At 55.1% G+C, this 21,975-nt stretch carries 20 protein-coding genes and 1 other RNA gene; 16 read left to right on the top strand and 5 right to left on the bottom strand.

What is annotated here, in order from left to right:
- Window positions 1-71 precede the first annotated feature (71 nt).
- On the top strand, window positions 72-1,151 hold the full coding sequence (gene fbaA, locus OGV79_RS06005; RefSeq protein WP_058668067.1) for a class II fructose-bisphosphate aldolase: 1,080 nt from the start codon (window positions 72-74) through the stop codon (window positions 1,149-1,151).
- A gap of 133 nt (window positions 1,152-1,284) precedes the next feature.
- Here fbaA and OGV79_RS06000 read toward each other — a convergent pair whose 3' ends face one another.
- A complete protein-coding gene (locus OGV79_RS06000; RefSeq protein WP_286468156.1) occupies window positions 1,285-2,190 on the bottom strand; it encodes a carbamate kinase in 906 nt (301 codons plus the stop codon).
- Window positions 2,191-2,527: 337 nt separating this feature from the next.
- On the opposite strand from OGV79_RS06000, the gene OGV79_RS05995 reads away from it, so the two are divergent.
- The 8 genes from OGV79_RS05995 (at window position 2,528) to OGV79_RS05960 (ending at window position 11,171) form a co-directional block, all read left to right on the top strand.
- Window positions 2,528-3,751: an MFS transporter gene (locus OGV79_RS05995; protein WP_012135031.1), complete on the top strand. Its 1,224-nt coding sequence runs from the start codon at window positions 2,528-2,530 to the stop codon at window positions 3,749-3,751.
- A 13-nt stretch (window positions 3,752-3,764) separates the two neighbouring features.
- On the top strand, window positions 3,765-5,426 hold the full coding sequence (locus tag OGV79_RS05990; protein WP_286468155.1) for an acyl-CoA synthetase FdrA: 1,662 nt from the start codon (window positions 3,765-3,767) through the stop codon (window positions 5,424-5,426).
- A 16-nt stretch (window positions 5,427-5,442) separates the two neighbouring features.
- Window positions 5,443-6,705 carry a YlbE family protein gene (locus OGV79_RS05985; protein ID WP_058668064.1) on the top strand — a complete coding sequence of 421 codons (1,263 nt, stop codon included), beginning with the start codon at window positions 5,443-5,445 and terminating at the stop codon, window positions 6,703-6,705.
- Between the two features lie 94 nt (window positions 6,706-6,799).
- Window positions 6,800-7,672, top strand: coding sequence for an oxamate carbamoyltransferase subunit AllH family protein (locus OGV79_RS05980; protein WP_286468154.1), 873 nt, complete (start codon window positions 6,800-6,802; stop codon window positions 7,670-7,672).
- On the top strand, window positions 7,590-8,522 hold the full coding sequence (gene allS, locus OGV79_RS05975) for an HTH-type transcriptional activator AllS (protein WP_058668063.1): 933 nt from the start codon (window positions 7,590-7,592) through the stop codon (window positions 8,520-8,522). Before OGV79_RS05980 ends, allS begins: the two co-directional genes overlap by 83 nt.
- A 129-nt stretch (window positions 8,523-8,651) precedes the next feature.
- On the top strand, window positions 8,652-9,509 hold the full coding sequence (locus OGV79_RS05970; protein ID WP_012135025.1) for a small-conductance mechanosensitive channel MscS: 858 nt from the start codon (window positions 8,652-8,654) through the stop codon (window positions 9,507-9,509).
- A gap of 204 nt (window positions 9,510-9,713) precedes the next feature.
- The gene (argO, locus tag OGV79_RS05965) at window positions 9,714-10,349 is read left to right on the top strand and encodes an arginine exporter ArgO (RefSeq protein WP_058668062.1); all 636 of its coding nucleotides are present in this window, start codon (window positions 9,714-9,716) and stop codon (window positions 10,347-10,349) included.
- Between the two features lie 93 nt (window positions 10,350-10,442).
- Window positions 10,443-11,171 carry an oxidative stress defense protein gene (locus tag OGV79_RS05960; RefSeq protein WP_012135022.1) on the top strand — a complete coding sequence of 243 codons (729 nt, stop codon included), beginning with the start codon at window positions 10,443-10,445 and terminating at the stop codon, window positions 11,169-11,171.
- Between the two features lie 154 nt (window positions 11,172-11,325).
- On the opposite strand, the gene argP is transcribed toward OGV79_RS05960, so the two are convergent.
- On the bottom strand, window positions 11,326-12,219 hold the full coding sequence (argP, locus tag OGV79_RS05955; protein WP_012135021.1) for a DNA-binding transcriptional regulator ArgP: 894 nt from the start codon (window positions 12,217-12,219) through the stop codon (window positions 11,326-11,328).
- Between the two features lie 158 nt (window positions 12,220-12,377).
- On the opposite strand from argP, the gene rpiA reads away from it, so the two are divergent.
- Both rpiA and serA read left to right on the top strand, forming a co-directional pair.
- A complete protein-coding gene (gene rpiA, locus OGV79_RS05950) occupies window positions 12,378-13,037 on the top strand; it encodes a ribose-5-phosphate isomerase RpiA (RefSeq protein ID WP_024130929.1) in 660 nt (219 codons plus the stop codon).
- Window positions 13,038-13,305: 268 nt separating this feature from the next.
- A complete protein-coding gene (gene serA, locus OGV79_RS05945) occupies window positions 13,306-14,538 on the top strand; it encodes a phosphoglycerate dehydrogenase (RefSeq protein WP_047461397.1) in 1,233 nt (410 codons plus the stop codon).
- A gap of 87 nt (window positions 14,539-14,625) precedes the next feature.
- Here serA and OGV79_RS05940 read toward each other — a convergent pair whose 3' ends face one another.
- The 3 genes from OGV79_RS05940 to zapA all read right to left on the bottom strand — a co-directional run bounded on the left by OGV79_RS05940 (window position 14,626) and on the right by zapA (window position 15,803).
- Complete coding sequence (locus tag OGV79_RS05940; RefSeq protein WP_047461402.1) at window positions 14,626-15,228, bottom strand: 5-formyltetrahydrofolate cyclo-ligase; 603 nt, start codon at window positions 15,226-15,228, stop codon at window positions 14,626-14,628.
- Between the two features lie 20 nt (window positions 15,229-15,248).
- A non-coding RNA gene (gene ssrS, locus OGV79_RS05935) (6S RNA) lies at window positions 15,249-15,432 on the bottom strand.
- A 41-nt stretch (window positions 15,433-15,473) separates the two neighbouring features.
- Window positions 15,474-15,803 (bottom strand): cell division protein ZapA, encoded by a 330-nt coding sequence (gene zapA, locus OGV79_RS05930; protein WP_006686880.1) that lies wholly within the window; start codon window positions 15,801-15,803, stop codon window positions 15,474-15,476.
- Between the two features lie 166 nt (window positions 15,804-15,969).
- Between zapA and ygfB the strand changes: the two genes are divergently transcribed.
- From ygfB to gcvT, 5 genes are all read left to right on the top strand, one after another.
- Complete coding sequence (gene ygfB, locus OGV79_RS05925) at window positions 15,970-16,548, top strand: UPF0149 family protein YgfB (protein WP_123907426.1); 579 nt, start codon at window positions 15,970-15,972, stop codon at window positions 16,546-16,548.
- Between the two features lie 25 nt (window positions 16,549-16,573).
- Window positions 16,574-17,899 carry a Xaa-Pro aminopeptidase gene (gene pepP, locus OGV79_RS05920; RefSeq protein ID WP_199976968.1) on the top strand — a complete coding sequence of 442 codons (1,326 nt, stop codon included), beginning with the start codon at window positions 16,574-16,576 and terminating at the stop codon, window positions 17,897-17,899.
- A complete protein-coding gene (gene ubiH / locus OGV79_RS05915) occupies window positions 17,896-19,074 on the top strand; it encodes a 2-octaprenyl-6-methoxyphenyl hydroxylase (RefSeq protein ID WP_199976970.1) in 1,179 nt (392 codons plus the stop codon). The genes pepP and ubiH overlap by 4 nt, the downstream gene beginning before the upstream one ends.
- A gap of 142 nt (window positions 19,075-19,216) precedes the next feature.
- On the top strand, window positions 19,217-20,419 hold the full coding sequence (gene ubiI / locus OGV79_RS05910; RefSeq protein WP_047461414.1) for an FAD-dependent 2-octaprenylphenol hydroxylase: 1,203 nt from the start codon (window positions 19,217-19,219) through the stop codon (window positions 20,417-20,419).
- A 451-nt stretch (window positions 20,420-20,870) separates the two neighbouring features.
- Window positions 20,871-21,965 carry a glycine cleavage system aminomethyltransferase GcvT gene (gene gcvT / locus OGV79_RS05905; protein WP_071257874.1) on the top strand — a complete coding sequence of 365 codons (1,095 nt, stop codon included), beginning with the start codon at window positions 20,871-20,873 and terminating at the stop codon, window positions 21,963-21,965.
- Window positions 21,966-21,975 lie beyond the last annotated feature (10 nt).

The raw sequence follows: 21,975 nt of genomic DNA, 5'->3' as shown, positions 1-21,975 counted from the left end.
ATTTATTGCCGTGCTGACATTCAGGGCGGCCCGTGTTTTTTCTAAGGCCCGACGATACAGGACAACGAAACATGTCTAAAATTTTTGATTTCGTAAAACCAGGCGTAATTACTGGTGATGACGTACAGAAAGTGTTCCAGGTAGCAAAAGAAAACAACTTTGCTCTGCCAGCAGTTAACTGCGTGGGCACCGATTCCATCAACGCCGTTCTGGAAACCGCTGCGAAAGTTAAAGCGCCGGTCATCGTCCAGTTCTCCAACGGTGGCGCTTCCTTTATCGCGGGTAAAGGCGTGAAAACCGACGTTCCTCAGGGCGCGGCAATCCTGGGCGCTATCTCTGGCGCGCATCACGTTCACCAGATGGCTGAACACTACGGTGTTCCGGTAATTCTGCACACCGACCACTGCGCGAAGAAACTGCTGCCGTGGATCGACGGTCTGCTGGACGCGGGTGAAAAACACTTCGCTGCGACCGGTAAGCCGCTGTTCTCTTCTCACATGATCGACCTGTCTGAAGAGTCTCTGGAAGAGAACATCGAAATCTGCTCCAAATACCTGGCGCGCATGGCCAAAATGGGCATGACTCTGGAAATCGAACTGGGTTGCACCGGTGGTGAAGAAGACGGCGTGGACAACAGCCACATGGACGCTTCTGCACTGTACACCCAGCCGGAAGACGTTGATTACGCATACACTGAGCTGAGCAAAATCAGCCCGCGTTTCACCATCGCAGCTTCCTTCGGTAACGTACACGGTGTTTACAAACCGGGTAACGTGGTTCTGACCCCGACCATCCTGCGCGACTCTCAGGAATATGTTTCTAAGAAACACAACCTGCCGCACAACAGCCTGAACTTCGTATTCCACGGTGGTTCCGGTTCTACCGCTCAGGAAATCAAAGACTCCGTAAGCTACGGCGTAATCAAAATGAACATCGATACCGATACCCAATGGGCGACCTGGGAAGGTGTTCTGAAGTATTACAAAGATAACGAAGCGTATCTTCAGGGTCAGTTGGGCAACCCGAAAGGCGAAGATCAGCCGAACAAGAAATACTACGATCCGCGCGTATGGCTGCGTGCCGGCCAGACTTCCATGATCGCGCGTCTGGAACAGGCTTTCAAAGAACTGAACGCGATTGACGTTCTGTAATTCAGCCTGCTGATTGTAAAGATGGCTTCCTTCGGGAAGCCATTTTTTTTGCCGGATGGCGACTACGATTGGCAACCGTGCTTCCCGTAGGCCGGATAAGACGCTTTCGCGTCGCCATCCGGCAAAAAGAGGTTTACCGCGTCACGCAGGTGCCTTTTTCCCCCGCCAGAATCTGTGGCGCATCTTTTAGCGCGCCGATAAACGCAGTGTTCCCGGTCTGTTTAACAAACTGCATCACCGCTGCGGCTTTGGGGCCCATCGCACCATCGGGGGCGGCGAACGGCGCCAGTTCTTCCACCGTTGCATGGCGCAGCGCGCGCGCCTGTGGTGTTCCCCAGTTCTCATACACAGCGTCCGCATCCGTCAGGATCAACAGATGATCGGCGTGGAGAGACTGCGCCAGCACCGAGGCCGTTAAATCTTTATCAATGACCGCTTCGACTCCCTGATATCCCTCGTCTTGTGCGATAACCGGAATGCCGCCGCCACCGCAGCAAATTACCGTATGTCCGGCATCTATCAACGTTTGTATTGCGTCACTGTCGAGAATTTTTAATGGCGTTGGAGAGGGAACAACCCGACGAATATAGTTGCCATCAGCTTTCATCAGCCAGCCGTAGCGCGCTTCCAGCTCCGCCTGCTGCGCCGGTTGATATACCGGGCCGATATACTTGCCGGGCGTTGCAAAGGCGTCATCTCGCAGATCGACCGCCACACGGGTCATCAGCGTTGTGACAGGCGCGCCGCCGGTGCATGACGCCAGTTCCTGAGCGATAGCAAAACCGATCATTCCCTGGCTTTCGGCGACCAGAATATCCAGCGGCCAGGCGGGGGAGTCTGTACAGGCCGCATTCTGTAACGCCAGCAGACCCACCTGCGGGCCGTTGCCGTGAACAATCACCAGTTGATAATCCCGGGCCAGTATGGATGCCATTCTGGCGAATACCTGAATGCTACGCTGCTGATTTTCCGCGCTAAGAATTTCTCCGCGCTGTAATAACGCATTGCCGCCAAGGGCAATGACGATTTTCTTTTTCATGATGACCTCATTGTGCGAAATATCTCGCGGTAAAAATATCGTCTTGTTATTTTCATAATGTGATGTAACCGACAGCTCATTTACCCACAAAAATATCTCGCTAATCCTTAGCGTTTTTATCTCTTTTATTTAAATTGTTTTAAAAATGATTATTAGACTTTTTTTAATAATGCAGCGGTCAGTTCCCAGGAATTTATAACAATGGATTTTGTGTGATTTTGTTCAAATGAAATGGATTTTTCCCCCGATAAGGTAGCCTCAGTTAAAACATCAAACCTCACGTATCATGTCAGATAGCATGAGGTGTTCAGCGGTAAATATTACCGGGAGATTGCTTATGTCTGGATCATATGAAGTGACTGAGGTCACGAATAAAAGAGGAATACCGGCCTGGTGGGTCACCGTTTTCCTGTTCTGGTTAGGGTGGATTTTTATGTACGCTGACCGCACGATACTCAATCCGGTAATGGGAGAACTGGAAAAAGAATTTGGCTTAAGTGGTACGCAATTAGGTATTCTTAATTCAGTTTTCTATTTTTCTTATGCTTTGCTTCAGGTTCCGGCAGGCATTCTGGGCGATAAGATTGGCAAAAAGAAAGTGCTGGTGCCGGGGTTTATTCTTTTTGGCGTATTCACCGCCGTCACCGGTTGGGCGAAAAGCTGGTATACGCTGCTGTTTGCCCGCGTGGTTACGGGAGCGGGGGAAGGGACTTACTATGGCCCGCAGTATGGCTTGTCTTCCGAGCAGATCCCCAAAAAATACCGTTCGCTGGGCAGCGCCATCATCAATAGCGGGATGGCCTTTGGTATTGCGCTGGGCCTGATGACCTCCAGTTGGCTGGTGTACGACCAGGGGTATTCATGGCGTATGCCATTTTACGCGATGGCGATCCCCTCCGTGCTGGTTGGGATTGCGATCTGGTTGTTTGTGAAAGAGAAGAAGCGCACGGCCGAAGCCGATGGCAAACCGGTAAAAAAAGGGAATTTCAGCGACCTTCTGAAAAACCGTAATTTAATTATCACCTATATTATGGTGTTCTGTAGCCTGTTTGGTTTCTTCGTTATTCTGACCTGGCTTCCCTATTATCTGCAAAGTGAACGTGGCATCGCGGGCAGTGAAACCGGATTTATTTCTTCGCTGGTGGCGTGGATTTCAATTCCTGGCGCGCTGTTATTCTCCAGCCTGTCTGACAAACTGGGTAAGCGTAAACCATTAATTATGTTCCTGGTGCCCGTTGCCATTCTCAGCATGCTGTCAATTATCTGGATGCCAAATATGACCGGCGTCATTATCGCTCTGTGCGTTTATGGCCTTGTCGGGAAACTGGCGCTGGACCCGGTGCTGGTCGCTCTGGTGGCGGATAGCGTCGATGAAAATAATTACAGCACGGCATTTGGCTTATTTAATTTTATCGGCATGAGTTCATCCATTCTGGCACCCATTATTGCAGGCGCAGCGCGTGATATCACCGGAAGTCTGGCTTCCAGTTTCTATGTTTCAGCCGCGCTGCTGGCTGTCGGTTTATTCGCCATGTTGTTTTTAAAAGAAAAACGCACATAAAGAGGTAGCGGTAATGATTTACGCCTTTATTAAAAAGGGAAGTTTTCAGGACTCCGTCAGCCTGATGATTATTTCCCGAAAACTCAGTGAATGCCCGGAAGTTGATCAGGTCTCGGTGATGATGGGCACGCCAGCGAATAAGTCGATGCTGGATTCAACCGGGTTCTGGCATGACGATTTTGCCGATGCCACGCCAAACGATATTTGCGTGGCGGTGCGAACCGAAGGCGAACAGCCCGGCATTCTGGATTTGATTCGTGAGCAACTGGAGAAAGAACTGAATGCGATGACGAATGCCTCGGGCAGCTCGCACCAGTTGATTAAAGCGCGCCGCTGGGAGAGCGCATGTCAAAAATTACCCCAGGCCAATCTGCTGTTAGTTTCCGTTGCCGGGGAATATGCCGCATCGGTTGCCAGAGAGGGGCTGCTGGCGAATAAAAACGTGATGCTGTTTTCCGATAACGTGCCGCTGGAACAGGAAGTCGAGCTGAAAACAATGGCGCGCGAGCGGGGGTTGATTGTGATGGGGCCTGACTGTGGCACGGCGATGATTGCCGGAAGTCCGCTGGCGTTTGCCAACGTACTGCCTGAAGGCGGGATTGGCGTAATTGGCGCATCGGGGACGGGGATTCAGGAAGTGACGTCGCAGATTGCGCTGCATCAGCAGGGAATCAGCCATGCAATAGGTCTGGGCGGGCGCGACCTGAGCGCGGAAGTGGGCGGCATCAGCGCACTGACCGCGCTTGACATGCTGGCTGCGGATGACGCCACGCGGGTGATTGCTTTTGTCTCCAAACCGCCGTCGCCGCAGGTGCGAACCCGCATCATTGCGGCCATGCAAAACGTGGGGAAACCGGTGGTCGCGTTGTTCCTCGGGCGTCAACCGGAACAGCGCCGTGAAGGTAACGTCTGGCTGGCGAACTCCTTGTCGGATGCCGCCCAACTGGCGGTGCTGCTGATGCGCGTGGCGCAACAGCGACGGATTCAGCCGGAAGTGGCAGGGAAAGGTATTTATGGCCTGTACGCCGGGGGCACGCTGGCAGCCGAAGCCGCCATGCTGCTCTCCGCCGGGCTGGGCGTCCCCGTCAGCGAAAGCCACGACCAGGGCGTGATGCTGGAGGCTGGCGGCCATCGCATTGTCGACCTTGGTGATGACAGTTACACCCTGGGCAGACCTCATCCGATGATTGATCCAACAACCCGCAGTATTGAAATCGAAAAACTGACTGCAATGCCGGCAGTGGGTGTGCTGCTGCTGGATGTGGTGCTGGGCTATGGCGCTTGTGCCGACCCGGCGGGAGCGGTCGTTGAGGCGATAGAGCAAGTGCGCGCCAAACGCGCCGCGCCGCTGGTGGTGATTGCCACCCTGACCGGTACTGATGCCGACCCGCAGGGGCGCAGCGGGCAGGCGGAAAAACTTCGCGAGGCCGGGATTGCGGTGGTGGAAACGCTGGAAGAAGCCGTCCTGCTCGCCATCAGTCTTACACGCCATCAGGAGCGCGGTATACCGCAAGCACATAGCGCGCTTCTTGATGGCGTGCAGGTCATCAACGCCGGGTTGCGCAGCTTCGCGCTGGATCTGCAAAGCAGCGGTACGCCGGTTGTGCATTATCAGTGGGCGCCCGTTGCCGGTGGCAACGCCCGTCTCGCCAGTCTACTCAAACAGTTACATTAAGTTCAGAGGTACGGATATGTATTCATCTATTGCACAGGCCAACGAAGCCATTATTGAACGAATCAAAGCCGCGCGCCCACATTGGGTTGCGGTACGCCCGGCGAAAGACGCGGTGGCCGAATTAGCGTCTGGACGTAAATTACTGCACGCCGGCCCGCCGATCGCCTGGGAAGAGATGACCGGCCCGATGCGCGGCGCCTGTATCGGCGCGTCGCTGTTTGAAGGCTGGGCGGCCAGTGAGGAAGAGGCCGTACGCATGCTGGAACAAGGTGAGGTGGCGTTTATTCCTTGTCATCATGTGGGCGCGGTGGGGCCGATGGGCGGTATCACCTCCGCCAGTATGCCGGTGCTGGTGGTGCGTGACGTGGTGCATGGCAACTTGTCCTGCTGCAACCTTAATGAAGGGATCGGCAAAGTGATGCGTTTCGGCGCTTACGGCGATGACGTCCAGAAACGCCTGCGCTGGATGCGTGATGTGCTGGCGCCGGTGTTGCAGGAAGCGCTCTCGCGGATGGAAAACGGCGTCGATCTGACGGCGCTGATGGCGCAGGCGATCACTATGGGGGATGAGTTCCACCAGCGTAATATTGCCGCCTCTTCTTTGCTGCTGCGCACGTTGTCGCCGGTGATCGCCGGACTGGATCGTCCGAAGGCTGAAATCATTGATGTGCTGCAATTCCTCAGTGTCACCGACCAGTTCTTCCTCAACCTGGCGATGGCCTACAGTAAAGCGGTGATGGATGCGGCGGCGGAAATTAAAGCCGGATCGGTCGTTACGGCCATGACGCGTAACGGTCGCGACTTTGGTATTCGCGTAAGCGGCACCGGCGACCGTTGGTTTACCGCGCCGGTGAACACGCCGCAGGGGCTGTTTTTTACCGGTTACAGTCAGGCCGATGCGAACCCGGATATTGGCGACAGCGCCATCACGGAAACGCTGGGGATCGGCGGCGCGGCAATGATTGCCGCGCCTGGCGTAACGCGTTTTGTCGGCGCAGGCGGTATGGGGGCGGCGCTGGAAACGTCGGAAGAGATGGCCGAAATCTATCTGTCCAGCAATCCGCTGTTCCAGATTCCGTCCTGGGATTTCAGGGGAGCCTGCCTGGGGCTGGATATTCGCCGCGTTGTTGAAACGGGGATCACGCCGCTGATTAATACCGGTATTGCCCATCGTGAAGCGGGAATTGGGCAGGTGGGGGCGGGAACCGTACGCGCTCCGCTGCTTTGCTTTGAAAAAGCGCTGGAAGCGCTGGCGGAGTTGCATCACATCACGGCGTAATCGCTTTGCCCGGTGGCGCAACGCTTACCGGGCCTACGGTCTGGCAATGCTGTAAAGGCGTTTACGCCGCCATCCGGCATACTGGAGTGTACCGATGAGCATTATCAATCCCCTGGCCTGTGCCGGACTTTATCGACTTCCCGATGGTGAGTGGTCGTTACACAGCCGCTTCTCGCAGGCGATTAACTTTTGCCATTCCGGTGGCGAGCTGTTGACGCTGTTTCGCTATGGGAAAGGAATGGGGCCGACGGGCGTGTTACTGAGCACCGCGCAGTTTTCCCGCGTGGCCCATGTTGAACGACTCATCAAACAGGGGAACACCCTGTGGGGGCAGGGCATAATGCTTGACCCTCGTCGCATACTTCGTGTGTCGCTGAGTTCTGCTGCTGTCGCTCCTGTCGATCTCTCATTCTGTACGCAACGCAGCGGCTTCTCCGGGGCGTTAAATCAACCGCTGACGGCTATGCCGCACTATCCTGAAATAATTAAGCAGCTTGCATGCTGGCATCATGGCATGATGCCAGACTGGCGCTGGCTTATCGGGTGCGGGCCAGGACTGACGCCCAGCGGCGATGATATGCTGACGGGTATGCTTGCCGTGCTGTATGCCGCCGGGTTTTCTGCGCGGCTGGGGCATTTCTTACCTCCGGCGGATCAGCTTGCGCAACTTACAACATCGGTAAGTTGCAGTTATCTGAACAGCGCCAGAATGGGGGAATTTTCAATACCGGTGCTGAAGGTGATGCGCCGTTTACAGTCAGGGCGCGACCCGCAGCCCGCGATTCAGCGTTTGCTCGCGGTTGGACACACTTCAGGCGCCGATACATTACTGGGGATAGCAATAGCGCAACGGTGGTTACAGATGGTCGACTCAAGGGGAAGGCATGCTCGATCAGGAAACAATACGCACATTTATTCGGGTTGCGGAGACGGAGAGCTTTTCCCGCGCGGCCAGCTCGCTACATAAAACGCCAGCGGCGATCAGCTATCGCATAAAAACGCTGGAGGAGCAGGTGGGAACGCAGCTCTTTTTACGTACGACCCGATCGGTCAGCCTGACTCTTGCCGGGCAGCACCTGCTTGAGCATTGCCGCCAGTGGCTTAACTGGCTGGATGCAATGCCGGACGAGCTTCAGCAGATCAACGCAGGCGTTGAGCGGCAGGTGAATATCGTTATCAATAACCTGCTGTATCAGCCGCAGACCACGGCGGACTTACTGACGTGGTTACATCAACAGTTTCCGTTTACCCGTTTTCAAATTTCCCGTCAGGTCTACATGGGCGTGTGGGATTCGCTTTTGTATGACGACTTCCAGTTAGCGATTGGCGTGACGGGCTCGGAGTCGCTCTCCAATAACATCTCTCTGCTGCCGCTGGGGGATATCAGCTGGCAGTTTGTGGTGGCGCAAAGTCATCCTTTGGCGAGCCATCCTGCGCCGGTATTGTCTGACGATATGCTGCGCCGTTACCCCGCCATTAATATTGAAGATACTTCGCGAACGCTGACGCGCCGTGTTGCCTGGTTGCTGAGCGGACAAAAGGAGATCAAGGTTCCAGATCTCAGCACCAAGCTGGCCTGCCATTTAAGCGGCCTCGGCGTCGGTTTTTTACCGGAGCGATTGTGCCGTCCGTATGTCGAGTCCGGGGCGCTGGTTGCCCGCTCAGTGGTCAATCCACGCCAGCCTTCGCCGCTTTCTATCGCCTGGAAGAATGCGGGCAGCGGAAAAGTGGTGAGTGAAATCGCCGACGTCTTTAAGCAGAAGAGTGCATTAGTGAGCGGATTTCTCAGAATGGTCGATCGACCTGCGGAGTATTAACGCTGCGCGTTTCCTTGATGGGATCATGTTGAAAAATGGCATATTCGACTGTTTTTGTTTACCTTTAAAAGGTCGTTTTCGTGAGAATGATCTCATTTGCGTTTTTTTGATATGACCAAGGAATATTGAATGGAAGATTTGAATGTTGTCGACAGCATAAATGGTGCGGGCACCTGGCTGGTGCGCAACCAGGAGCTGCTGCTGAGTTATGCGGTTAACATCGTTGCGGCTATCGCTATCATCATCATCGGGATGATCGTGGCGCGTATTGTTTCCAATACCGTTAATCGCCTGATGCTGGCGCGCCATATTGATGCGACCGTGGCTGACTTCCTGTCTGCGCTGGTGCGTTACGGCATTATTGCCTTTACGCTGATTGCCGCTCTGGGGCGCGTTGGCGTACAAACGGCTTCCGTTATCGCTGTGTTGGGTGCCGCCGGTTTAGCGGTCGGTCTGGCCTTACAAGGTTCTTTGTCTAACCTCGCGGCAGGCGTACTGCTGGTGATGTTCCGTCCTTTCCGCGCGGGAGAATATGTCGATCTCGGCGGCGTCGCGGGTACGGTACTGAACGTACAAATTTTTTCGACCACCATGCGTACCGTGGACGGCAAAATTGTGGTGATCCCGAATGGCAAGATTATTGCCGGAAATATCATTAACTTTTCCCGTGAGCCGGTGCGTCGTAACGAATTTATCATTGGCGTGGCGTATGACTCTGATATCGACCAGGTGAAAAAAATCCTGACCGATATTATCCAGTCCGACGAGCGTATTCTGAAAGACCGTGAAATGACGGTGCGCCTGAATGAGCTGGGCGCCTCCTCCATTAATTTCGTGGTGCGCGCATGGAGTAAAAGCGGCGATCTGCAAAATGTTTACTGGGATGTGCTGGAACGTATTAAACGTGAGTTCGATGCCGCAGGCATTAGCTTCCCGTATCCGCAGATGGACGTGAATTTCAAACGAGTGAAAGAAAACGCGGAATAAGCCGTTTGCCGTTTCGCCCGGTGGCGCTGTCGCTTACCGGGCCTACAGGTTTGTTTTGTAGGCCGGATAAGGCGTTAGCCGCCATCCGGCATTTCCTTCCCCCTTTATTAATTCCCCTAATCTGCGATTAAAATTATCAATTTCCGCTAATGATTCTCTCGCGCTATAGTCTGCGCTTAAGAGAAACAGTTCGGAATAATTATCGTGATATCTTATTATTTTCAAGGTCTTGCGCTTGGCGCGGCCATGATCCTGCCGCTCGGCCCGCAGAATGCGTTTGTGATGAATCAGGGGATTCGTCGGCAGTATCACATCATGATTGCGCTGCTTTGCGCGATCAGCGATTTAGTGCTTATCTGCGCAGGTATCTTTGGCGGCAGCGCATTGCTCATGCAGTCCCCCTGGCTGATGGCGTTAGTGACCTGGGGCGGTGTGGCGTTTTTATTGTGGTACGGCTTTGGCGCGTTAAAAACGGCAATGAGCAGCAACCTGGAACTGGCCAGCGCCGAGGTGATGAAGCAGGGGCGCTGGAAAATCATCGCCACGATGCTGGCGGTGACGTGGCTGAATCCGCACGTTTATCTGGACACTTTCGTGGTACTGGGTAGCCTGGGCGGGCAACTGGATATGGAGCCGAAGCGTTGGTTCGCTTTGGGAACCGTCAGCGCCTCTTTCCTGTGGTTCTTCGGTCTGGCGCTGCTGGCCGCCTGGCTGGCGCCGCGACTGCGTACCGCCAAAGCCCAGCGTATCATCAATACTCTGGTAGGGCTGGTGATGTGGTTTATCGCTTTTCAACTGGCAAAAGAAGGGGTTGCACACGTTCACGCATTGTTCAACTAAGCGTTGTCTGATGGACAACGCGCAGATACCCGCTAAGCTTGCCTGCATGCGCCCTGAGTTTCAGGGCGATTAACGTAACATGGAGGAGCGACAGTGAAGTTCAAAGTGATGGCCCTTGCGGCATTAGTCGGATTTAGCGCAATCCCGGTACAGGCAAATGAGTTGCCGAATGGACCGCACATCGTGACTTCCGGGACGGCAAGCGTGGATGCGACGCCTGACATTGCCACCCTGGCGATTGAAGTCAATGTGTCGGCAAAGGATGCCGCTTCCGCCAAGAAACAGGCCGATGAGCGTGTTGCGCAATACCTTTCTTTCCTTGAACAAAATCAGATTGCCAAGAAAGACATCAGCTCTGCAAACCTGCGCACTCAGCCGGACTATGACTACCAGAATGGTAAAAGTGTGCTGAAAGGCTACCGCGCGGTGCGAACCGTTGAAGTTACGCTGCGCCAGCTGGACAAACTCAACTCTCTGCTGGATGGCGCGCTGAAAGCGGGTCTGAATGAGATCCGGTCGGTGTCATTAGGCGTTGCGCAACCGGATGCCTATAAAGATAAAGCGCGTAAAGCGGCGATTGACGACGCGGTTCACCAGGCTGAGCAACTGGCTGCGGGCTTTAACAGCAAGCTGGGGCCGGTTTATAGCGTGCGTTACCACGTTTCTAATTATCAGCCGAGCCCGGTGGTGCGAATGATGAAAGCGGACGCGGCGCCTGCGGTGTCGGCCCAGGAAACCTATGAGCAGCCGACAATTCAGTTTGCTGATCAGGTCGATGTGGTGTTCCAGTTAGAACCAGCAGCAGAGACGAAAGCACAGTAAGCGTTGTTGAAACGTCTTATCCGGCCTACAAACCATCGTAGGCCCGGCAAGCGCAGCGCCCCGGGCAAATTGCCGGATGGCGGCGTAAACGCCTTATCCGGCCTACAAAATAACCTGTAGGCCTGATAAGCGTAGCGCCATCAGGCACGGCGCGTTAATCCTGCCTTAAAACCTTATGCCCATACTCCAGCAGCGCGTCAGTCACGTTGCGCATCATACGGCTTTCCGGCGCGAAACGGTGCCAGTAGAGCATCCGACGCTGGAACAGGCCCGGCGTTAAATCGATTAGCTCACCGCTCTCCAGCTCTTTCTCGATCTGCAAATGCGGGATCATACAGCAGGTGGTACCCTGACGCGCGAGCTGTACGAAGGCTTCGGAAGAGTTAACGATATGGCACGGCACGCTGCCCGGCGGTAAATCGAAGTTCTGCTGTAAAAAGGCCTGGTGCATGTCGTCCAGATGGTCAAACGCCACTGCGGGCGCTTTCAGCAGCGCGGAACGGGTGACGCCGTTGGGGAAGTAGCGCTCGGCGAAGGGTTTTGATCCCACGAACAGATAGTCGAGCGCGCCAAGTTTGTCTACCAGGCAGCTTGGCAGCGCCTGGTGCTGAATACTCACCGCGCCAACCACTTCGCCGCGACGCAGACGTTCCTGGGTGCGGGTTTCATCTTCCACCTGCAAATTGAGGCGAATAGGCGAGTCGGCCAGAACCGGCGCCAGCGCCGGAAGCAGCCAGGTCGCCAGACTGTCGGCGTTGACCGCCAGCGACAGCAGCAGCGGCGTGGAGCCGGTTTGCTCATCGCCAAGCCACTCATCTTCCAGTAGCTCTACCTGACGCAGCAGCGCCAGCAATTTTTGTCCTTGTTCGGTAGGACGCGGCGGAACGGTACGTACCAGCAGCGGTTGCCCAAACATATTCTCAAGCTGTTTTATGCGTTGTGAGACAGCGGATTGTGTGATGCACAACTTCTGTGCGGCGCGTTCAAATCCCCGTTCACGAATCACCGCATCCAGCGCTTGTAGTGTTCTGTAGTCTGGACGTTTCATTGCTCTGAGGTACTCCTGAAATTTTTCTTATCCCGCACTATGACATAAATTTCACTCAGGTACAGACGAAATCCGCCGCTTGCGAGCGGGGTCGGAGGGATTTTTTCGCACAATGATCTATAATGCGCCTGAATTTTCACACCACAGGCGAAACGATCATGACGCAGGATGAACTGAAAAAAGCAGTAGGATGGGCGGCACTTCAGTATGTACAGCCCGGCACCATTGTGGGCGTAGGTACCGGTTCAACAGCCGCGCACTTTATTGATGCGCTGGGCACAATGAAAGGTCAGATTGAAGGGGCGGTGTCCAGCTCGGATGCATCTACTGAAAAACTCAAGAGCCTCGGCATTACCGTTTTCGATCTGAACGAAGTGGACAGCCTGGGCGTCTATGTTGATGGCGCGGATGAGATCAACGGCCACATGCAGATGATTAAAGGCGGCGGCGCGGCGTTGACGCGTGAGAAAATCATTGCTTCGGTGGCGAAGAAATTCATCTGCATCGCGGATGCCTCCAAAGAGGTCGATATTCTGGGTAAATTCCCGCTGCCGGTGGAAGTGATCCCGATGGCGCGCAGCGCTGTCGCACGCCAGTTAGTGAAGCTGGGCGGTCGTCCTGAGTACCGTCAGGGCGTAGTCACTGATAACGGCAATGTGATCCTCGACGTATACGGCATGGAAATTCTTGATCCGATCGCGATGGAAAACGCGATTAACGCCATTCCGGGCGTCGTGACCGTCGGCCTGTTCGCCAACCGTGGCGCGGATGTGGCGCTGATTGGTACGGCAGACGGCGTAAAAACTATCGTAAAATGATCTGGCGAGGGTGATTCATCCCGCGTTAAAAAAATTTGGCAGGGCAAATTTGGTGACTTGTGTCACGTTTTGGGTGTTGCCCTGCCGATCTCTCCAAAGAAAATCTTATCCCCAGCATTTTCCTCTGCCATTTCACGCTGAATGATATTTCTTCAGAGTGGCGACGCAAACGTTCATATTGCCGCAATAGTTTTTTTTGATATGTTGAAAGGCGGATACAAATCCACATACAACACATCAGTTTCGATAAAAAGACAGGGTCGGGGAAATGGCAAAGGTATCACTGGAGAAAGACAAGATTAAATTTCTGCTGGTTGAAGGTGTGCACCAAAAGGCACTCGAAAACCTTCGCGCGGCAGGTTATACCAACATCGAATTTCACAAAGGCGCTCTGGATACTGAGCAGTTGAAAGAGTCCATCCGTGATGCCCATTTCATTGGCCTGCGATCCCGAACCCATCTGACCGAAGATGTGATTGACGCCGCAGAGAAACTGGTGGCGATTGGATGTTTCTGCATCGGCACCAACCAGGTTGATCTGAGCGCAGCGGCAAAACGCGGAATCCCCGTGTTTAACGCGCCGTTCTCCAACACGCGTTCTGTTGCGGAGTTGGTGATTGGCGAGCTGCTGCTGCTGCTTCGCGGCGTGCCGGAAGCGAACGCGAAAGCGCACCGTGGCGTGTGGAACAAACTGGCGGCCGGTTCGTTTGAAGCGCGCGGCAAAAAGCTGGGGATCATCGGTTACGGCCACATTGGCACGCAGTTGGGCATTCTGGCGGAATCGCTGGGCATGCACGTCTTCTTCTACGATATTGAAAACAAACTGCCGCTGGGCAACGCGACCCAGGTACAGCATCTTTCCGATCTGCTGAACATGAGCGACGTTGTGAGCCTGCATGTGCCGGAAAACGCCTCCACCAAAAATATGATGGGCGCGACGGAAATCGCACTGATGAAACCGGGCGCGCTGCTGATCAACGCGTCTCGCGGTACGGTGGTGGACATCCCGGCGCTGTGCGATGCGCTGGCGAGCAAACACCTGGCGGGCGCAGCTATCGACGTGTTCCCGACGGAACCTGCGACCAACAGCGATCCGTTTACTTCTCCGCTATGTGAATTCGACAATGTGCTTCTGACGCCGCATATCGGCGGCTCTACCCAGGAAGCGCAGGAGAACATCGGCCTTGAAGTGGCGGGCAAACTGACGAAGTATTCTGATAACGGCTCTACGCTGTCTGCGGTGAACTTCCCGGAAGTCTCCCTGCCGCTGCACGGCGGTCGTCGTCTGATGCACATCCATGAAAATCGTCCAGGCGTGCTGACCGCGCTTAACCAGATTTTTGCCGAGCAGGGCGTTAACATCGCCGCGCAGTATCTGCAAACGTCTGCCCAGGTCGGTTACGTGGTGATTGATATCGAAGCGGATGAAGATGTGGCGGAGAAAGCCCTGCTGGCGATGAAAGCGCTACCGGGTACGATTCGCGCTCGTCTGCTGTACTAATTTGTATACTGTGCCGGGTGGCGGCTATGCCTCACCCGGCCTGTGAGATCGGTTCGTAGGCCGGGTAAGCGAGCGCCATCAGGCAATTCACTGCGGCCACTCCCACACTTTTGACGGCGTCACCACCGCAGGCAGCGGGATATCCCACTCTTCGACAGGCAACTTTTCCACTAACTGACAATCGTGCGCATAACCCACCGGTTGGATCTTATGCTGTCGCCAGTTCTGCAACGTTCTGTCGTAGAACCCGCCGCCCATTCCCAGACGCTGGCCGTCTTCGTCGAAAGCGACTAACGGTGTAACCAGCACATCTAACTGAGAGAGCGGCAGCACGTCGCGCACGTCCAGCTTCGGTTCCTGAATTTTCAGACGATTCATCACCAGCGAGCTTTGCGGATGATAATGCAGAAACAGCAAATTGCCGGGGCTGAACGGATGGAGAACCGGTAAATACACGCGTTTTCCCGCGCGCCAGAGCTGCTCAATCAAGGGTTGCGTGTCCAGCTCGCCATCAAATGAAAGAAACACCGCGACGGTGTGGGCAAGAACTACGGGAGGATAAGCAAGCATTCTGGTGGCGGCCTGTTGACCGAACGCGGTTTGCTGTTGAGACGTCAGCGTACGGCGACGTTGCCGAATCATCTGGCGGATTTCTTGTCGGGATAAAAGAAGTTCAGGAAGTTGCGTCATGGCTGTCGCCAGGTAGAAGGGGAATCTCCGAGATGCCGCCGCAGGCTGTAACCCTTGAACCCTTGGTTCAAGGTGAATGCGTCGTCACGGTTTTAAGGCTTCTCGGACTAGCCGAGCATGCTCACCAACCATGGAGCGCCACATTCTTGTGGTATGAAATATCGGCTCAGGGGACTGGCCCGCTTGCAAACATCTCAGAGAAATTTTGTCTTCACGGTCACTCTACCATAGTAAACCGAAAAGTGTTATTCAAAGTTTTGGCCCGTTTTTTCGGTTATGCGACCCTGATCAAGCAACGCCTGTTCAATGGTCTGTTGAAGCATCCGAATTCGTTGTTCCATGCTCGCCGCGTAGTCGCGGGTCTTCGCTTTTTCCTGAGTTAATTCATAGCTGATGTTCAATGCGGCAATGAAAACCAGCTGCTCAGTATTTGTGACTCTAGTGCGAACTTTTAGATCTTGCAACCGCTGATTCAGATCGTCCGCAGCCTGATTCAACGCATCCCTTTGTTCAGGCGGGCAATTCACGCGGAGTGAACGGCCAAAAATTTGGATATCGACGGGTTGTGCAGACATGCCACCTTCCTGCTGATTGACTGCGCTGCCTTCGCCTCCAGACCCTGGGTCGGCGAAGGGGCGACACTATAGCTACCCCGGTGTGAAGATACAAGCCCTTTTCTGGTTCACCAGGGTCCAAAGTGGTAGCATATCATGAATATCCTCCCTTTGATGACGAATGCTTATGTCTATACAGAACGAAATGCCTGGTTACAACGAAATGAACCAGTTTTTGAACCAACAGGGGACGGGGTTAACCCCGGCCGAAATGCACGGTTTGATCAGTGGGATGATTTGCGGCGGCAACAACGACAGCTCATGGCAGCCGCTGTTGCACGACCTGACGAACGAGGGGCTGGCCTTTGGTCACGAACTGGCGCAGGCGCTGCGTAAAATGCATGCGGCAACCAGCGACGCGCTGGAAGACGACGGCTTCCTTTTTCAGCTTTTTCTGCCTGAAGGCGACGACGTGAGCGTGTTCGATCGCGCTGATGCGCTGGCCGGCTGGGTTAACCACTTTTTACTGGGGCTTGGCGTCACGCAGCCTAAGCTGGATAAAGTGACCGGCGAAACCGGTGAAGCCATTGACGATCTGCGCAACATCGCCCAGCTCGGTTATGACGAAGACGAAGATCAGGAAGAGCTGGAGATGTCGCTCGAAGAGATCATCGAATATGTGCGGGTTGCGGCGCTGCTGTGCCACGACACCTTTACGCGTCAGCAGCCGACGGCGCCGGAAGTCCAGAAACCGACTCTGCACTAAGAACGTAAACGCAATGGAGAGTGTTATGAGCGATATATCTCAGCAGGAGTATCAGCGTCGCCGCCAGGCATTACTGGCGCAAATGCAGCCGGGCAGCGCCGCGTTGATTTTTGCAGCTCAGGAAGCCACGCGCAGCGCGGACAGTGAATATCCGTATCGCCAGAGTAGTGATTTCTGGTATTTCACCGGTTTTAACGAACCGGAAGCGGTGCTGGTGCTGATTAAAAGCGATGACACTCATAACCACAGCGTTTTGTTTAACCGCGTTCGCGATCTGACGGCGGAGATCTGGTTTGGCCGCCGCCTGGGGCAGGACGCCGCGCCGGAAAAACTGGGCGTGGATCGCGCGCTGGCGTTCAGCGAAATCAACCAGCAGCTTTATCAGTTACTCAATGGCCTTGACGTGGTTTACCACGCGCAGGGCGAATATGCGTATGCCGACGAGATTGTTTTCGCCGCGCTGGATAAACTGCGTAGAGGTTCCCGACAGAACCTGACTGCACCAGCGACGATGACCGACTGGCGGCCAATGGTGCACGAGATGCGCCTGTTTAAATCGCCGGAAGAGATTGCCGTCATGCGTCGCGCGGGCGAGATCAGCGCGCTGGCGCATACCCGCGCAATGAAAAAATGCCGTCCGGGGATGTTCGAATATCAACTGGAAGGTGAAATTCACCACGAATTTAACCGTCACGGCGCGCGCTATCCGTCCTATAACACCATTGTCGGCAGCGGTGAGAACGGCTGCATCCTCCACTACACCGAAAATGAAAGCGAAATGCGCGACGGCGATCTGGTGTTGATCGACGCCGGATGCGAATACAAAGGTTATGCTGGCGACATTACGCGTACTTTCCCGGTGAACGGCAAATTTACGCCCGCCCAGCGCGAAATCTACGATATCGTGCTGGCGTCGCTGGAAACCAGCTTACGCCTGTTTCGTCCGGGAACGTCTATCCAGGAGGTCACGGGAGAAGTGGTGCGCATCATGATCGCGGGGCTGGTGAATCTGGGCATTTTGCAGGGCGACGTGGAGCAGTTGATCGCGGAAAACGCCCATCGTCCATTCTTTATGCATGGTCTTAGCCACTGGCTGGGGCTGGACGTACACGATGTTGGCGTTTACGGGCAGGATCGCTCCCGCGTGCTGGAGCCGGGTATGGTGCTCACCGTTGAGCCGGGTCTGTACATCGCGCCGGACGCCGACGTGCCGGAAGCGTATCGCGGCATCGGCATCCGTATTGAAGATGACATCGTCATTACGGAAACGGGCAACGAAAACCTGACCGCCAGCGTGGTGAAAAAAGCGGACGATATTGAAGCCTTAATGGGGGCGGCGCGTCAGCTATGAGCGTGATTATTGTTGGCGGCGGTATGGTGGGCGCGACGCTGGCGCTGGCGCTTTCTCAGCTCAGCCACGGCAAACTGGCCGTGCACCTGATTGAAGCGAGCGCGCCTGAAACCGCCGCGCATCCCGGGTTCGACGCCCGGGCGATCGCGCTGGCGGCAGGCTCCTGTCAGCAACTGGCGCGGATTGGCGTCTGGCAGGCGATTGCTGATTGCGCAACGGCGATCAACACGGTACATGTCAGCGATCGCGGCCATGCCGGTTTTGTCACTCTGGACGCGCAGGATTACAGCATCGCTGCGTTGGGGCAGGTTGTGGAGCTGCATGATGTCGGTCAGCGACTGTTTGCGCTGTTGCGCAAAGCGCCGGGCGTGACGCTGCATTGCCCGGATCGCGTTGCCAGCGTGGCGCGGACGCAAGAAAAGGTGAATGTCACTCTGGAAAACGGCGACGTGATTTCTGGTCATGTCGTGGTGGCGGCCGACGGTACGCACTCCGCCCTGGCGACCGCCTGCGGCGTGGACTGGCAGCAGCAGCCTTATGAACAACTGGCGGTGATTGCCAATGTTGCGACCGCTACCCTGCATGACGGACGTGCGTTTGAACGCTTTACCCAACACGGCCCGCTGGCGATGTTGCCGATGTCCGAAGGTCGCTGTTCGCTGGTGTGGTGCCATCCGCTTGAACAGCGCGATGAGATCATGCGCTGGTCGGATGAACGCTTTTGCCATGAGCTACAGTCGGCGTTTGGCTGGCGGCTGGGACGTATCACCCATGCGGGTAAGCGCAGCGCTTATCCGTTAGCGCTCACCACGGCGGCCAAAGCGATAACCCATCGCACCGTGCTGGTCGGCAATGCGGCGCAGACGCTGCATCCTATCGCCGGGCAAGGGTTTAACCTGGGGCTGCGCGATGTGATGAGCCTTGCCGAAACGCTGGTGCAGGCGCATGAGTCTGGGGCGGACGTCGGCGAGTACGGTGTGCTTTCTGAGTACCAGTCGCGCCGTCAGGCTGACAGAGAGGCGACGGTTGGCATAACGGATAGCCTGGTGCATCTGTTTGCTAACCGCTGGGCGCCGCTGGTTGCCGGGCGCAACGTCGGCTTAATGGCGATGGAGTTATTGCCTCCCCTTCGCGACACGTTGGCAAAACGGACGTTGGGCTGGGTCGCACGATAATTCACCGGTAGGTCGGAATAAAGAAGTAGGTCTGATTAGCGCAGCGCCATCAGGCAATGCCGCGGAAGTAATGTAATGCCGGATGGTGGCTTTGCCTTATCCGGCCTACGGTTTTTGATTGTCCTATTTTCAGGAGTACACAGTGCAAAGTGTTGATGTAGCCATTGTTGGCGGAGGCATGGTAGGCCTGGCTGTCGCCTGCGGTTTGCAGGGCAGCGGTTTACGCGTTGCCGTTCTGGAACAGCGCGTTCCACAGCCGCTGGCGAGCGACGCTCCCCCGGCATTACGCGTGTCGGCTATCAATGCCGCCAGTGAAAAACTGCTTACGCGTCTTGGGGTCTGGTCAGACATTCTTGCTCGCCGCGCAAGCTGCTATCACGGTATGGAAGTCTGGGATAAAGACAGCTTTGGCCGCATCGAGTTTGATGACAAAAGCATGGGATACAGCCACCTGGGGCACATCATTGAAAATTCGGTGATCCACTACGCGCTATGGCAAAAGGCGCAGCAGTCAGCGGATATTACCCTGATGGCGCCGGCTGAATTGCAGCAGGTCGCCTGGGGAGAAAATGAAACCTTCCTGACCCTGAAAGATGGCGCGATGCTGACGGCAAGGCTGGTGATTGGCGCAGACGGCGCGAACTCCTGGCTGCGCAACAAAGCGGATATTCCGCTGACCTTCTGGGATTACCGTCATCATGCGCTGGTGGCGACCATCCGCACCGAAGAAGCGCACGGCGCCGTTGCGCGTCAGGCGTTTCATGGCGAAGGCATCCTGGCGTTCCTGCCATTAAGCGATCCGCATCTGTGTTCCATTGTCTGGTCGCTGTCTCCGCAGGACGCTGAGCATATGCAGCAGGCGAGTGAGGATGCGTTCAACCGGGCGCTGAACGTCGCGTTTGATAACCGCCTCGGCTTATGCCGCGTTGAGAGTGAACGCCAGGTGTTCCCGCTGACGGGACGCTATGCGCGTCAGTTTGCCGCACACCGGCTGGCGCTGGTGGGCGACGCCGCACATACCATCCATCCTCTGGCGGGGCAAGGGGTGAACCTCGGCTTTATGGACGCCGCAGAGTTGATCGATGAACTCAAACGTCTGCAACGCCAGGGCAAAGACATTGGTCAATACCTCTATTTGCGTCGTTACGAGCGCAGCCGTAAGCACAGCGCCGCGATGATGCTGGCAGGTATGCAAGGTTTTCGCGAACTGTTTGCCGGAGAGAACCCGGCGAAGAAATTGCTGCGCGATATTGGTCTGAAACTGGCCGATACTCTCCCGGGCGTAAAACCGCAACTGATTCGTCAGGCGATGGGATTGAACGATCTGCCTGAGTGGCTCCGCTAAGCATTTCCCTCCTGCTTCTGAGAGTTTGAAACCCGTCACATTTTCCTCTCCCGGCCTTCGCGCCGGGACGCTTTCCTCATTTGAAATAATCTAATTTCACCTCTCTTTTCGCATTAGTTTTTTTAATATTACGATTTTCAACTATCGTCATTTTTGACATTTTTTCCACATTTAATATTGATGTGTGCGGGGTGGTTGCGTATTTGATTATCGTTTATGGAGGTTTTTTGTTTATTTCATGGTTTTTTATGCTGAGGTGGGTTTGGCGTTTTTTGGCCATAAGCTAATGTGATGGTTAATTTTGCCTTATGGTTTAGCGTCTGCTTCGGTGGTAAGTTCAGGTAAAAGAGAACGTTTGCGTCGAAGCCCTGGAGTGGCTGCGACGCCGGGTTTCGTGGCGAAGATTTCACCATGAAATGGTTGTAAGCCCCGCTTATTCAATGAGGACAAGATGGCTCAACAGACTCCTTTATACGAACAACACACGCTTTGTGGCGCGCGCATGGTGGATTTCCATGGCTGGATGATGCCGCTGCACTATGGTTCTCAACTTGATGAGCACCATGCAGTTCGCACTGATGCCGGTATGTTTGATGTGTCGCATATGACCATCGTCGATCTACGCGGCAGCCGCACCCGGGAGTTTTTGCGTTATCTGCTGGCGAATGACGTGGCGAAACTCACAAAGACTGGTAAAGCCCTCTACTCTGGTATGCTCAATGCCTCGGGCGGCGTGATAGATGACCTGATTGTCTATTACTTCACTGAAGATTTCTTCCGCCTCGTTGTAAACTCCGCCACCCGCGAAAAAGACCTCTCCTGGATTACTCAACACGCCGAACCTTACGCCATCGACATCACCGTTCGTGACGACCTGTCGCTGATTGCGGTACAGGGGCCGAATGCGCAGGCGAAAGCGGCCACGCTGTTTACTGAAGAACAGCGCAAGGCGGTGGCAGGCATGAAACCGTTCTTTGGCGTGCAGGCAGGCGATCTGTTTATTGCAACAACCGGTTATACCGGCGAAGCAGGCTATGAAATTGCGATGCCAAACGAAAAGGCGGCGGATTTCTGGCGTGCGCTGGTGGAATCCGGCGTGAAGCCGTGTGGCCTGGGCGCGCGCGATACGCTGCGTCTGGAAGCGGGTATGAACCTGTATGGTCAGGAGATGGATGAAGGCGTCTCTCCGCTGGCGGCGAATATGGGCTGGACCATCGCCTGGGAACCGGCCGATCGCGATTTTATTGGTCGCGAGGCGCTGGAAGTCCAGCGTGAAAAAGGCACCGAACAACTGGTGGGTCTGGTTATGACCGAGAAAGGCGTACTGCGTAATGAACTGCCGGTACGCTTTACCGATGCCCAGGGGAATCAGCTGGAAGGCGTTATCACCAGCGGCACTTTCTCTCCAACGCTGGGCTACAGCATTGCGCTGGCGCGCGTTCCGGCGGGTATTGGCGAGACGGCGATCGTGCAGATCCGCAACCGCGAAATGCCAGTAAAAGTCACTAAACCTGTTTTTGTGCGTAACGGCAAAGCCGTCGCGTGATTCATCCTTT

This window comes from Citrobacter sp. CK185 (assembly GCF_030333565.1).
Lineage (GTDB): Bacteria > Pseudomonadota > Gammaproteobacteria > Enterobacterales > Enterobacteriaceae > Citrobacter_B > Citrobacter_B koseri.
The sequence above is the reverse complement of the archived record's forward strand: the minus strand, read 5'-3'. Positions and strand labels throughout refer to the sequence as shown.

Excerpts from the sequence above, each read along its gene's own strand:
- fbaA (WP_058668067.1), top strand. The coding sequence starts at position 72 with ATGTCTAAAATTTTTGATTTCGTAAAACCAGGCGTAATTACTGGTGAT.
- OGV79_RS06000 (WP_286468156.1), bottom strand. The coding sequence starts at position 2,190 with ATGAAAAAGAAAATCGTCATTGCCCTTGGCGGCAATGCGTTATTACAG.
- OGV79_RS05995 (WP_012135031.1), top strand. The coding sequence starts at position 2,528 with ATGTCTGGATCATATGAAGTGACTGAGGTCACGAATAAAAGAGGAATA.
- OGV79_RS05990 (WP_286468155.1), top strand. The coding sequence starts at position 3,765 with ATGATTTACGCCTTTATTAAAAAGGGAAGTTTTCAGGACTCCGTCAGC.
- OGV79_RS05985 (WP_058668064.1), top strand. The coding sequence starts at position 5,443 with ATGTATTCATCTATTGCACAGGCCAACGAAGCCATTATTGAACGAATC.
- OGV79_RS05980 (WP_286468154.1), top strand. The coding sequence starts at position 6,800 with ATGAGCATTATCAATCCCCTGGCCTGTGCCGGACTTTATCGACTTCCC.
- allS (WP_058668063.1), top strand. The coding sequence starts at position 7,590 with ATGCTCGATCAGGAAACAATACGCACATTTATTCGGGTTGCGGAGACG.
- OGV79_RS05970 (WP_012135025.1), top strand. The coding sequence starts at position 8,652 with ATGGAAGATTTGAATGTTGTCGACAGCATAAATGGTGCGGGCACCTGG.
- argP (WP_012135021.1), bottom strand. The coding sequence starts at position 12,219 with ATGAAACGTCCAGACTACAGAACACTACAAGCGCTGGATGCGGTGATT.
- rpiA (WP_024130929.1), top strand. The coding sequence starts at position 12,378 with ATGACGCAGGATGAACTGAAAAAAGCAGTAGGATGGGCGGCACTTCAG.
- serA (WP_047461397.1), top strand. The coding sequence starts at position 13,306 with ATGGCAAAGGTATCACTGGAGAAAGACAAGATTAAATTTCTGCTGGTT.
- OGV79_RS05940 (WP_047461402.1), bottom strand. The coding sequence starts at position 15,228 with ATGACGCAACTTCCTGAACTTCTTTTATCCCGACAAGAAATCCGCCAG.
- zapA (WP_006686880.1), bottom strand. The coding sequence starts at position 15,803 with ATGTCTGCACAACCCGTCGATATCCAAATTTTTGGCCGTTCACTCCGC.
- ygfB (WP_123907426.1), top strand. The coding sequence starts at position 15,970 with ATGTCTATACAGAACGAAATGCCTGGTTACAACGAAATGAACCAGTTT.
- pepP (WP_199976968.1), top strand. The coding sequence starts at position 16,574 with ATGAGCGATATATCTCAGCAGGAGTATCAGCGTCGCCGCCAGGCATTA.
- ubiH (WP_199976970.1), top strand. The coding sequence starts at position 17,896 with ATGAGCGTGATTATTGTTGGCGGCGGTATGGTGGGCGCGACGCTGGCG.
- gcvT (WP_071257874.1), top strand. The coding sequence starts at position 20,871 with ATGGCTCAACAGACTCCTTTATACGAACAACACACGCTTTGTGGCGCG.